The organism is Streptomyces sp. NBC_00154, assembly GCF_026342835.1.
GTDB lineage: Bacteria > Actinomycetota > Actinomycetes > Streptomycetales > Streptomycetaceae > Streptomyces.
This window is the reverse complement of the sequence record NZ_JAPEMI010000001.1, coordinates 1122501-1134590: the sequence shown is the minus strand read 5'-3', so window position 1 is coordinate 1134590 and position 12090 is coordinate 1122501. Positions and strand designations below refer to the sequence as shown.

The 12090-nt window shown below is 68.3% G+C and carries 11 protein-coding genes; 9 read left to right on the top strand and 2 right to left on the bottom strand.

Annotation, left to right across the window (positions count from 1 at the left end; translation table 11 throughout):
• Positions 1-82: 82 nt before the first annotated feature.
• The 6 genes from eccD (at position 83) to OHA03_RS04920 (ending at position 7297) form a co-directional block, all read left to right on the top strand.
• Positions 83-1564: a type VII secretion integral membrane protein EccD gene (gene eccD, locus OHA03_RS04945; RefSeq protein WP_267001108.1), complete on the top strand. Its 1482-nt coding sequence runs from the start codon at positions 83-85 to the stop codon at positions 1562-1564.
• Positions 1565-1815: 251 nt separating this feature from the next.
• Entirely contained in the window at positions 1816-2106 is a 291-nt protein-coding gene (gene rpsO / locus OHA03_RS04940) for a 30S ribosomal protein S15 (protein WP_030933198.1), read from the top strand.
• A 334-nt stretch (positions 2107-2440) separates the two neighbouring features.
• Positions 2441-4654 (top strand): polyribonucleotide nucleotidyltransferase, encoded by a 2214-nt coding sequence (locus OHA03_RS04935; protein ID WP_030933195.1) that lies wholly within the window; start codon positions 2441-2443, stop codon positions 4652-4654.
• Positions 4651-6030 (top strand): pitrilysin family protein, encoded by a 1380-nt coding sequence (locus tag OHA03_RS04930; protein ID WP_267001104.1) that lies wholly within the window; start codon positions 4651-4653, stop codon positions 6028-6030. Before OHA03_RS04935 ends, OHA03_RS04930 begins: the two co-directional genes overlap by 4 nt.
• 23 nt (positions 6031-6053) lie before the next feature.
• On the top strand, positions 6054-6806 hold the full coding sequence (gene dapB, locus OHA03_RS04925) for a 4-hydroxy-tetrahydrodipicolinate reductase (protein ID WP_267001102.1): 753 nt from the start codon (positions 6054-6056) through the stop codon (positions 6804-6806).
• Positions 6807-6820: 14 nt separating this feature from the next.
• Positions 6821-7297 carry a tetratricopeptide repeat protein gene (locus OHA03_RS04920; RefSeq protein ID WP_267001100.1) on the top strand — a complete coding sequence of 159 codons (477 nt, stop codon included), beginning with the start codon at positions 6821-6823 and terminating at the stop codon, positions 7295-7297.
• A 63-nt stretch (positions 7298-7360) separates the two neighbouring features.
• Here the strand turns inward: OHA03_RS04920 and OHA03_RS04915 are convergent, their stop codons facing one another.
• Positions 7361-7912 (bottom strand): hypothetical protein, encoded by a 552-nt coding sequence (locus tag OHA03_RS04915; RefSeq protein ID WP_267001098.1) that lies wholly within the window; start codon positions 7910-7912, stop codon positions 7361-7363.
• 94 nt (positions 7913-8006) lie between these two features.
• Positions 8007-8246: a hypothetical protein gene (locus OHA03_RS04910; RefSeq protein ID WP_267001096.1), complete on the bottom strand. Its 240-nt coding sequence runs from the start codon at positions 8244-8246 to the stop codon at positions 8007-8009.
• 186 nt (positions 8247-8432) lie between these two features.
• Between OHA03_RS04910 and thyX the strand changes: the two genes are divergently transcribed.
• The 3 genes from thyX to OHA03_RS04895 all read left to right on the top strand — a co-directional run bounded on the left by thyX (position 8433) and on the right by OHA03_RS04895 (position 12037).
• A complete protein-coding gene (gene thyX / locus OHA03_RS04905) occupies positions 8433-9170 on the top strand; it encodes an FAD-dependent thymidylate synthase (protein ID WP_267001094.1) in 738 nt (245 codons plus the stop codon).
• A gap of 152 nt (positions 9171-9322) precedes the next feature.
• On the top strand, positions 9323-10222 hold the full coding sequence (dapA, locus tag OHA03_RS04900; protein ID WP_267001092.1) for a 4-hydroxy-tetrahydrodipicolinate synthase: 900 nt from the start codon (positions 9323-9325) through the stop codon (positions 10220-10222).
• Positions 10223-10351: 129 nt separating this feature from the next.
• Positions 10352-12037, top strand: a complete 1686-nt coding sequence (locus OHA03_RS04895; RefSeq protein WP_267001090.1) for a ribonuclease J — start codon at positions 10352-10354, stop codon at positions 12035-12037.
• Positions 12038-12090 lie beyond the last annotated feature (53 nt).

Genomic DNA, 12090 nt, shown 5'->3' with positions numbered 1-12090 from the left:
TCCTACTTGCCGATCACCTTTCCTCCTCCCGGTAGGGTGGCGCGCGCACCGTGCGCAACCGCGAATCAGGGGGACCAGACACGTGAGTACGACTGCAGCGACGGGCTTCTGCCGCGTCACTGTCGTGGCGCCCGACAGCCGTATCGACGTCGCCCTGCCGGAGGACATCGCAGTCGCCGACATCTACCCGGAGATCCTCCGTCTCACCGGCCAGACCCAGGCAGCCGGCCACCCCACCGGCTACCACCTGGTGCGCCGCGACGGCACGGTGCTCGACGGGGCGCGCACGCTCGCCGCCCAGCGGGTGCTCGACGGCGAACTGCTCAGCCTGCGCCCGTTCGCGCAGTCACTGCCACCCGCCGTCTTCGACGACGTGTCGGACGCCGTCGCCTCGGCCGTCACCCGGGACCGCCACCTGTGGAGCGACGAACTGCTGCGCGGCGCCGGTCTGCTGGGCGGCGTACTGCTCCTCGTGCTGATGGGCTTCGTCCTCTGGTTCGCCGACCCCGTCCGGCACGACATGCACAGCCTGCCCGGCATCATCGCGGGCTCCGCCGGACTGCTGCTCACCGCGTTCGCGGGGGTACGCGCCCGGGTCTACGGGGATCGCGCCACCGCCGTCGCACTCGGCCTCGGCGCGCTGCCCCTCGTACTCATCGCAGGCTCCGGCATCATCGGCCCGGATGCCGGCCAGGGCCCCGGACGGCTGCAGTTCCTGCTCGGCTGCGTGGCCGTCCTGGTCGCGTCCGTCGTCCTGGTCGCTCTGACCCCGAGCGGCGACGCCCCGTTCGTCGCGGCGACCTTCGTCGCCACCGTCGGCACCCTCGCCACCTTTGTCGCGATCCTCACCGGGGTCTCCGCCACCGGGACCGCCGCGGTCTGCGCCCCGGTCGCCCTCGGCCTCGTCGCCTTCCTGCCCGGCCTCTCCGCCCGCTTCGCCCGGCTGCCCATCGGTTACGCATCGCCACGCACCGCCCCGGAGGGTTACGACGACAGCTTCGCGGACCCGAACGCCTCCCCGGAGCCCGAAGGCGTCCCCGTCGACGCCGACCGCATCGCCGCCCAGGCCCGCCGCGGCCACGAGATGCTGCTCGGCCTGGTCGGCGGCTGCGCGGCCGTCGTCGTCGGGTCCGCCGCCGTCCTGGGCTTCTCCGGCAACGTCTGGGGCCGGCTCCTCGCCCTCGCCGCCGGACTCGCGATGCTGCTGCGCACCCGCCTCTTCCGCTACACCTCGCAGGTCGCCTGCGTCCTGGTGGCGGGCATCGGCGCGGTCGCCCTGCTGATCCTCGGCCTCTCCCTGAACCCGCCGGCCGACCTGGTGAGGGAGCTGGCCCGGTACGGGGACAGCGGCTCCCTGGACATCCGAACGGTCTGGCTCTCCGCGGCCGTGGCCGCGGGCGCCGCACTGCTGACGGCGATCGGTCTGATCATTCCCCGTAAGGGCCTCTCCCCGTTCTGGGGCCGCCTCCTCGACCTCACGGAGAGCGCCCTCCTCCTCTCCCTGGTCCCGCTCTGCCTGGCAGTGCTGGACGTCTTCGCCAGAGCGAGAGCCCTCACCAGCTGAACCGAGCCCGGCCGGGCACAATCAAGCCTGTCCGGTGATGGAGGACAAACCGGCACCCGGACGCCCCCACCAGCCCCCGGCAACCCGGCTCTGCAGGCCTGGTACGCTGTGTGACGGCCGTTTGTGTACGCGCCCCCGGATCATCCTGAGGGCTGCGCTCATCGGACCTTCGTCCTCGAGTAACGGAAGACCCCCTGAGATCAAGACCAGGGGCACTCGTGGGCGCATCGAACATCAAAGAGGAGTACCGCGTGTCGCTCGACGCCGCTACGAAGAAGCAGATCATGTCCGAGTTCGCCACCAAGGAGGGTGACACCGGTTCCCCCGAGGTCCAGGTGGCCATGCTCTCCCGTCGTATCTCGGACCTGACGGAGCACCTCAAGACGCACAAGCACGACCACCACTCCCGTCGTGGTCTGCTGATCCTGGTCGGCCAGCGTCGCCGCCTCCTGCAGTACCTGGCCAAGAAGGACATCCAGCGGTTCCGTGCCCTGGTCGACCGCCTCGGCATCCGCCGCGGTGCGGCCGGCGGTGCCAAGTAAGACGCCGTGAAGGGAGCGGTTCCCACGACTGAGGGAACCGCTCCCTTTGTTGTACGTACAGGTGTGCGTGCAACAGCATGTATGGGACGTGACCGGCTCGCCCGGTCGACCGGAATGCCAAGCTGAGCCGAATCTCAGTAACCTGGTCCCGGAACGTCCCGCAGACGAGCGGAAGAAGCAGGCTCCCCGCCGCCGGTCCTCGGTAGTGGCCCCCGGACAGAGCAACCCGGGTGCTTCGATCGAAGACCGGCCCGCCGATGGAGCGCTTCTCCGCACCGTCCCCCGCCACACGGGCGTGGGGGCGAGAAGACGATATGTATCGGAGAAAACGCTAGTGGAGAACGAGACCCACTACGCCGAGGCCGTTATCGACAACGGAACCTTCGGCACCCGCACCATCCGCTTCGAGACGGGCCGCCTGGCCAAGCAGGCCGCCGGCTCCGCCGTTGCGTACCTGGACGACGACACCATGGTGCTGTCGGCCACCACGGCTTCCAAGAAGCCGAAGGACCAGCTCGACTTCTTCCCCCTCACGGTGGACGTCGAGGAGCGGCAGTACGCCGCGGGCAAGATCCCCGGCTCCTTCTTCCGCCGCGAGGGCCGCCCCTCCGAGGACGCGATCCTCACCTGCCGTCTGATCGACCGGCCGCTGCGCCCCTCCTTCAAGAAGGGCCTGCGCAACGAGATCCAGATCGTCGAGACGATCATGGCGCTCAACCCCGATCACCTGTACGACGTGATCGCGATCAACGCCGCCTCCTGCTCCACGCAGCTGGCCGGCCTGCCCTTCTCCGGCCCGATCGGTGGCACCCGTGTCGCCCTGATCAAGGGCCAGTGGGTCGCCTTCCCGACGCACACCGAGCTCGAGGACGCCGTCTTCGACATGGTCGTCGCCGGTCGCGTCCTGGAGGACGGCGACGTCGCGATCATGATGGTCGAGGCCGAGGCCACCGAGAAGACCATCCAGCTCGTCAAGGACGGCGCCGAGGCCCCGACGGAAGAGGTCGTCGCCGCCGGTCTCGAGGCCGCGAAGCCGTTCATCAAGGCCCTCTGCAAGGCCCAGTCGGAGCTCGCCGCCAAGGCTGCCAAGCCCACCGGCGAGTTCCCGGTCTTCCTCGACTACCAGGACGACGTCCTGGAGGCGCTCACCGCCGCCGTCAGCACCGAGCTCGCCAAGGCGCTCACCATCGCCGGCAAGCAGGAGCGCGAGGCCGAGCTGGACCGCATCAAGGAGATCGCCGGCGAGAAGCTGCTCCCGCAGTTCGAGGGCCGCGAGAAGGAGATCTCCGGTGCCTACCGCGCGCTGACCAAGAAGCTGGTCCGCGAGCGCGTCATCAAGGACAAGGTCCGCATCGACGGCCGTGGCGTCACGGACATCCGTACGCTCGCCGCCGAGGTCGAGGCCATCCCGCGCGTGCACGGCTCGGCGCTGTTCGAGCGTGGCGAGACCCAGATCCTGGGCGTCACCACCCTGAACATGCTCCGCATGGAGCAGCAGCTGGACACCCTCTCCCCGGTGACCCGCAAGCGCTACATGCACAACTACAACTTCCCGCCGTACTCCGTCGGTGAGACCGGCCGCGTGGGCTCGCCCAAGCGCCGCGAGATCGGCCACGGTGCGCTCGCCGAGCGCGCCATCGTGCCGGTGCTGCCGTCGCGCGAGGAGTTCCCCTACGCGATCCGCCAGGTCTCCGAGGCGCTGGGCTCCAACGGCTCGACGTCCATGGGCTCGGTCTGCGCCTCCACCATGTCGCTGCTGAACGCCGGTGTGCCGCTCAAGGCCGCCGTCGCCGGTATCGCCATGGGTCTGATCTCCCAGGAGATCGACGGCAAGACCCACTACGTCGCCCTGACCGACATCCTCGGTGCCGAGGACGCGTTCGGTGACATGGACTTCAAGGTCGCCGGTACGAAGCAGTTCGTCACCGCGCTCCAGCTCGACACCAAGCTCGACGGCATCCCCGCCTCGGTCCTGGCCGCCGCGCTGAAGCAGGCCCGCGACGCCCGCCTCCACATCCTCGATGTGATGAACGAGGCGATCGACGTCCCGGACGAGATGTCCCCGAACGCCCCGCGGATCATCACCGTCAAGATCCCGGTGGACAAGATCGGTGAGGTCATCGGCCCCAAGGGCAAGATGATCAACCAGATCCAGGAGGACACCGGCGCCGACATCACGATCGAGGACGACGGCACCATCTACATCGGTGCCCAGCAGGGCTCGCAGGCCGAGGCCGCGCGCGCCACGATCAACGCGATCGCCAACCCGACCATGCCGGAGGTCGGCGAGCGTTACCTGGGTACGGTCGTCAAGACCACCACCTTCGGTGCGTTCGTCTCGCTCATGCCGGGCAAGGACGGCCTGCTGCACATCTCGCAGATCCGCAAGCTCGCCGGTGGCAAGCGCGTGGAGAACGTCGAGGACGTGGTTGCGGTCGGAGCCAAGGTCCAGGTCGAGATCGCCGAGATCGACTCCCGCGGCAAGCTCTCCCTCATCCCCGTGATCGAGGGCGAAGAGGACGAGAAGAAGGACGACGCTGCCAAGTGACGTCCCGTAGTTCCGTGACGACGGCCCGCACCTCCTCGGAGGCGCGGGCCGTCGCCCGTACCCAAACGCTTCTCAAGGGCACCAACGGCATCGGCACCGTTCGCCGTACCGTTCTCCCCGGCGGTCTCCGGATCGTCACCGAGACCCTGCCCTCCGTACGCTCCGCCACCTTCGGTATCTGGGCCAATGTCGGATCACGCGACGAGACGCCCAGCCTGAACGGCGCGACGCACTACCTCGAGCACCTCCTCTTCAAGGGCACGGCCAAGCGCAGCGCCCTCGACATCTCGTCCGCGATCGACGCGGTCGGCGGCGAGATGAACGCCTTCACGGCGAAGGAGTACACCTGCTACTACGCGCGGGTCCTCGACACCGACCTGCCGCTGGCCATCGATGTCGTCTGCGACATGCTGACCGGCTCGCTGATCGCCGCCGAGGACGTCGACGCCGAGCGTGGCGTCATCCTCGAAGAGATCGCGATGACCGAGGACGACCCGGGCGACTGCGTGCACGACCTGTTCGCGCACACGATGCTCGGCGACACGCCCCTCGGCCGCCCGGTCCTCGGCACCGTCGACACGATCAACGCACTGAACCGCGGCCAGATCGCCCGCTTCTACAAGAAGCACTACGACCCCACCCACCTGGTCGTCGCCGCCGCCGGCAACGTCGACCACGCCACGGTGGTACGCCAGGTCCGCAAGGCCTTCGAGCGCGCGGGTGCCCTGTCCCGTACCGAAGCTGTCCCGGTCGCACCCCGCGAAGGCTCTCGCACCCTGCGCACGGCGGGCCGGGTCGAGCTGTTCAACCGCAAGACCGAGCAGGCCCATGTCGTCCTCGGCGTTCCGGGCCTCGCCCGCACCGACGACCGCCGCTGGGCACTCGGCGTACTCAACACCGCCCTGGGCGGCGGAATGAGCTCCCGCCTCTTCCAGGAGGTACGGGAGAAGCGCGGCCTCGCCTACAGCGTGTACTCGTACACCTCGGGCTTCGCCGACTGCGGACTCTTCGGCGTGTACGCGGGATGCCGGCCCAGCCAGGTCCACGACGTCCTGAAGATCTGCCGCGACGAACTCGACCGGGTAGCGTCCGACGGACTGAGCGACGAAGAGATCGGGCGCGCCATCGGCCAGCTCTCCGGCTCCACCGTCCTCGGCCTGGAGGACACCGGCGCCCTGATGAACCGTATCGGCAAGAGCGAGCTGTGCTGGGGCGAGCAGATGTCGGTCGACGACATGCTGAGCCGGATAGCGCAGGTCACCCCGGACGACGTCCGGGCAGTGGCAGGCGAGGTACTCGGACAGCGCCCCTCGCTCTCCGTCATCGGTCCGCTCAAGGACAAGCAGGCCGGCCGCCTCGACGAAGCGGTCTCCTAATCCACCCGTAAGGAAGCAGAGCAATGAGCAAGCTGCGCGTGGCCGTTCTCGGCGCCAAGGGCCGCATCGGATCCGAAGCGGTGCGAGCCGTCGAGGCCGCCGACGACATGGAACTGGTGGCCGCACTCAGCCGCGGCGACAAGCTGGAGACGCTCGCGGAAACCGGCGCCCAGGTCGCGGTCGAACTCACCACACCCGCGTCGGTGATGGGAAACCTCGACTTCTGCATCCGGCACGGAATCAACGCGGTCGTCGGCACCACCGGCTGGACCGACGAACGGCTCGCGCAGCTGAACACCTGGCTCTCCGGCTCCCCGGAGACCGGTGTGCTCATCGCGCCGAACTTCTCCATCGGCGCCGTCCTCACCATGAAGTTCGCGGAGCAGGCCGCCCGCTACTTCGAGTCGGTCGAGGTCGTCGAACTGCACCACCCCAACAAGGTCGACGCCCCCTCCGGCACCGCCACCCGCACCGCCCAGCTGATCGCCGAAGCCCGGAAGAAGGCCGGCTGCGCCCCGCAGCCCGACGCCACGGCCACGGCGCTCGACGGCGCCCGCGGCGCGAACGTCGACGGGGTCCCGGTCCACGCGATCAGGCTCCGTGGCCTCCTCGCCCACCAGGAGGTGCTGCTCGGCGGCGAGGGCGAGACCCTCACCATCCGCCACGACTCCCTGCACCACAGCAGCTTCATGCCGGGCATCCTGCTGGGTGCACGCCGTGTGGTGACCACTCCGGGCCTAACCTTCGGCCTGGAAAACTTCCTCGACCTGAACTGACTGAGCCCACCGCCATGCGCGCAAAGATCACTTACCTCGTCACCGCTGCCGTCCTGGTCTTCTACTTCGCCCTGGTCGGCAGCCGTGGCCTGCTGCTCATCAAGCACGGCACGCTGCTCACGGTCACCTTCGGGGTCGCGGTACTGATCCTGCCGGTGATCGGTATCTGGTTCCTCTGGAAGAACACCCAGTTCGTCCGCAGGGCCAACGCCCTGGCCGCAGAGCTGGACGCAGAGGGCGGTCTGCCCGTCGACGAACTGGTCCGTACCCCGGCCGGTCGTATCGACCGGGACTCGGCCGACGCCGTCTTCGCACGGCGCCGCGAGGAGACCGAGGACTCCCCGGACGACTGGCGCTGCTGGTTCCGGCTCGCCGTCGCCTATCAGGACGCCCGGGACACCCCGCGCGCCCGCAAAGCCATGCAGCGCGCCATCGCCCTCCACATGAGGACATCAACCCCGGCGGTCACATCGAGCTCGTCCGGCGACTGAGAACGTCCTCCGAGTCCGTCCGGCGACCGAGGACGGAACCGGCCGCCGGGCGGGCTCGGAGCACTAGCTGAGCCGGTACTCGTCGTCCCAGGCCTCTATCGTGTCCGCGGCCCGGTCGAACGCCTCGCTGCGCCCCAAGAAGTCCGCGTTGCTGTCGGTGAGCAGTGGCGGAACGGCGTCGCCACCCAGACGTACGAGGATCAGGGCCTGCCCCTGCACCGTGCGCGGGAACCCGAGCCACTTCACCGGCTGCTGCACGGTGCGGACCGCAGTGACCCGGCTCCACGGCACGGTCGTCGTTATGAAGAAGCCCACGCGCCGCACTCCGTGCCGGCTCACCCAGGCACCGACCCGCAGCATCCGCAGGGCGCAGAGAATCACCACAAGGGCGAGCCCGAGGCATGCCGAGGCCCCGGGCAGTGCCCCGGCAAACGCGATGATCATGCCTGCGATCAGCACGTACGAGGCGAGCAACAACAGGGTGGCCGCCGCGGCGACCCGCCACGGCCCGGGGCGGTAGGGGCGCCGCCAGCTGTCGTGGTCGTCGAACGGCAGCGCGATGTCCTCAGCGCTCGCGTCAAACGCGCGGTCGGCCGTCAGAAAGGGCAGGGGCACGACTGATCCTCACTCACAAGCACGCTCGATTGCTGTGCCCGGTGAGGCTACCGAGCAGGCCACCGCCGCTACCACCCCAGGGGCCCCGTACGAGTCAGGGGCCGTGCGCGGCTTCGGTCTGCTGAGTGTGCGAGGGAGCCTCGGCCGGGGCAAGCGCGGGAAGGCCGAGGATCAATGATCCGGCAAGGCCTGCGAGCACCGTGAGTCCTACGAGAGAACGGGCCGCCAGCTGGGCGGCGGTGGCGCGTTCCCGGGGCGGTGGCGTGATGTTGCTACGGAATCGGTCGGCCTCGGCCACGAAGGCGAACGGGACGGCTTCACGCCGGCGGAACATGAGGAAACTCTCCTTGATCTCTGTTACAGGTGCTGCTAAAGAGTCAGACGCGCGGCACGCCCGTTCGGTGCCCCGAATCACCTGATTGGCCGAAGAAATCCCCGGACGGGCCTTCCGCGCCTCGTTGTCAGTGGCGGCCCGTAGAGTGGGCGCCGCCCGAGCGACGCAATTGGAAGGACCCCGCCGGTGACCGAGACCCCCGAGCCCGCAAAGCCCAGCTTCCGCAGCGATGTCACCGTCGAGCTGGTGAAGCACTCCGCGGCCGACTCCGACGTCCTGTTCGCCGCCCGTGTCTCCACGGCCGGAGAGCAGTCCCTGGAGGAGGTCAGCAAGGACCCGGAGCGTTCGAAGGGGCTCATCAACTTCCTGATGCGCGACCGCCACGGGTCCCCGTTCGAGCACAACTCGATGACGTTCTTCATCAGTGCCCCGATCTTTGTGTTCCGCGAGTTCATGCGTCACCGGGTCGGCTGGTCGTACAACGAGGAATCGGGCCGCTACAGGGAGCTGGAGCCGGTCTTCTACGTCCCCGGTGAGGCTCGCAAGCTCGTTCAGCAGGGCCGCCCGGGCAAATACGAGTTCGTCGAGGGCACCGCGGCCCAGCAGGAGCTCACGGGTCGTGTGATGGAGGACTCGTACCGCCAGGCATACGAGGCCTACCAGGAGATGCTCGCCGCCGGAGTGGCCCGCGAGGTCGCCCGCGCCGTGCTCCCGGTGGGGCTGTTCTCGTCGATGTACGCCACGTGCAATGCCCGCTCGCTGATGCATTTCCTCGGTCTGCGCACCCAGCACGAGCTGGCGAAGGTGCCGTCCTTCCCCCAGCGGGAGATCGAAATGGTCGGTGAACAGATGGAGGAACAGTGGGCGCAGCTCATGCCGCTCACCCATGCAGCCTTCAACAAAAACGGACGCGTAGCTCCGTAGGCGGTGTCCGTATTGCGGCGTTTCGTGAAGTTCATCTAGGCTGATCAAACGGACCCGGCACTGCTTGAACCCCCGAGCAGGCAGTGCCGGGCTCCTATCCCTTGTCCCCCCGAGGGGACACCGCGCGCTGAGCAACGAGTAGCGTGTTACCCATGGCTCCGATCTCCACTCCGCAGACCCCCTTCGGGCGGGTCCTCACCGCTATGGTCACGCCCTTCACGGCGGACGGCGCACTCGACCTCGACGGCGCCCAGCGGCTCGCCGCCCATCTGGTGGACGCAGGCAATGACGGCCTGATCATCAATGGCACCACCGGCGAGTCCCCGACCACCAGCGATGCGGAGAAAGACCAGCTCGTACGGGCTGTCCTGGAAGCCGTGGGGGACCGGGCCCATGTCGTCGCCGGCATCGGCACGAACGACACCCGCCACAGCGTCGAGCTGGCCCGCACGGCCGAGCGCGCCGGCGTCCACGGCCTTCTCGCGGTGACGCCGTACTACAACAAGCCGCCGCAGGAAGGCCTCTTCCGTCACTTCACGGCCATCGCGGACGCCACCGGTCTGCCGGTGATGCTCTACGACATTCCCGGCCGCAGCGGTGTGCCGATCGACACAGAGACGCTGGTCCGGCTCGCCGAGCATCCGCGCATCGTCGCCAACAAGGACGCCAAGGGCGACCTGGGCCGCGCCAGCTGGGCCATCGCCCGGTCCGGCCTCGCCTGGTACTCCGGCGACGACATGCTGAACCTGCCGCTGCTCTCGGTCGGCGCCATCGGCTTCGTCTCGGTCGTCGGTCACGTCGTCACCCCCGAGCTGCGCGCCCTCATCGAGGCGTACCTCGGCGGAGACGTCCAGAAGGCCACGGAGATCCATCAGAAGCTCCTGCCGGTCTTCACCGGCATGTTCCGCACCCAGGGCGTGATCACCACCAAGGCCGCGCTCGCCCTCCAGGGCCTGCCCGCCGGCCCGCTGCGCCTCCCTCTGGTGGAACTCACCGAACAGGAAACGGCGCAGCTCAAGATCGATCTCGCCGCCGGTGGGGTACAGCTGTAACCACAGACTTCACAACTGAATACGCGAAGAACATTCGCAAGAGCGACAACACAGACAACAGCAAGTGCACGAATGACATGCGCGCCACGTGCCTCAGCGGTACGTGGCGTGCGTGGTAAGGAGAGTCTTTTGAGTCATCCGCACCCCGAACTCGGCACCCCGCCGAAGCTCCCGAAGGGCGGCCTCCGCGTCACCCCTCTGGGCGGCCTCGGCGAAATCGGCCGCAACATGACGGTTTTCGAGTACGGCGGACGCCTGCTCATCGTCGACTGCGGTGTGCTCTTCCCCGAGGAGGAGCAGCCCGGAATCGACCTGATCCTGCCGGACTTCACCACGATCCGGGACCGTCTCGACGACATCGAGGGCATCGTCCTCACGCACGGACACGAGGACCACATCGGTGGTGTCCCGTATCTGCTGCGGCTGAAGCCGGACATCCCGCTCATCGGCTCCAAGCTGACCCTCGCCCTGATCGAGGCAAAGCTTCAGGAGCACCGCATCCGTCCGTACACCCTCGAAGTCGCCGAGGGCCAGCGCGAGCGCATCGGCGTCTTCGACTGCGAATTCATCGCGGTCAACCACTCCATCCCGGACGCTCTCGCGGTCGCCATCCGCACGCCTGCGGGCATGGCAGTCGTGACCGGTGACTTCAAGATGGACCAGCTCCCGCTGGACGGCCGTCTCACCGACCTGCACGCTTTCGCCCGGCTGAGCGAAGAAGGCATCGACCTTCTCCTCTCCGACTCGACGAACGCAGAGGTTCCCGGCTTCGTACCGCCCGAGCGGGACATCTCCAACGTCCTGCGCACGGTCTTCGCCAACGCCCAGAAGCGCATCATCGTGGCGAGCTTCGCCAGCCACGTGCACCGGATTCAGCAGATCCTCGACGCGGCACACGAGTACGGCCGCCGGGTCGCCTTCGTCGGCCGCTCGATGGTCCGCAACATGGGCATCGCCCGTGACCTCGGCTATCTGAAGGTCCCCGCGGGCCTGGTCGTCGACGTCAAGACCCTCGACGACCTGCCGGACGACGAGGTCGTGCTGGTCTGCACGGGTTCCCAGGGCGAGCCGATGGCCGCACTGTCCCGCATGGCCAACCGCGACCACCAGATCCGGATCGTCCCGGGCGACACGGTGATCCTCGCGTCGTCCCTGATCCCGGGCAACGAGAACGCGGTCTACCGCGTGATCAACGGCCTGACCCGCTGGGGTGCCCACGTCGTCCACAAGGGCAACGCCAAGGTCCACGTCTCGGGCCACGCCTCGGCCGGCGAGCTGCTGTACTTCTACAACATCTGCAAGCCGAAGAACCTGATGCCGGTCCACGGCGAATGGCGCCACCTGCGGGCCAACGCCGAACTGGGTGCGCTCACCGGCGTGCCCAAGGACCACATCGTCATCGCCGAGGACGGCGTCGTCGTCGACCTCGTCGATGGCAAGGCCAGGATCGTCGGCAAGGTGCAGGCCGGTTATGTGTACGTCGACGGCCTCTCGGTCGGAGACGTCACGGAGACCTCCCTCAAGGACCGTCGCATCCTCGGCGACGAGGGCATCATCTCGGTCTTCATCGTGGTCGACAGCTCGTCCGGCAAGATCACGGGCGGTCCGTACATCCAGGCCCGGGGTTCCGGAATCGACGACGCGGCATTCACCGCCGTCGTGCCGAAGATCGAGGAAGCGCTCAACAAGTCCGCCCAGGACGGCGTGGTGGAGCCGCACCAGCTCCAGCAGCTCGTCCGTCGCTCGATGGGCAAGTGGGTCTCCGACACCTACCGCCGGCGCCCGATGATCCTTCCCGTCGTCGTCGAGGTCTGACGCCCCGACAGGCACGAACTCCGGAGCGGGGCCCCCGATTTGCATCGGGGCGC

Excerpts from the sequence above, each read along its gene's own strand:
- dapB (WP_267001102.1), top strand. The coding sequence starts at position 6,054 with ATGAGCAAGCTGCGCGTGGCCGTTCTCGGCGCCAAGGGCCGCATCGGA.
- OHA03_RS04920 (WP_267001100.1), top strand. The coding sequence starts at position 6,821 with ATGCGCGCAAAGATCACTTACCTCGTCACCGCTGCCGTCCTGGTCTTC.
- OHA03_RS04910 (WP_267001096.1), bottom strand. The coding sequence starts at position 8,246 with ATGTTCCGCCGGCGTGAAGCCGTCCCGTTCGCCTTCGTGGCCGAGGCC.
- dapA (WP_267001092.1), top strand. The coding sequence starts at position 9,323 with ATGGCTCCGATCTCCACTCCGCAGACCCCCTTCGGGCGGGTCCTCACC.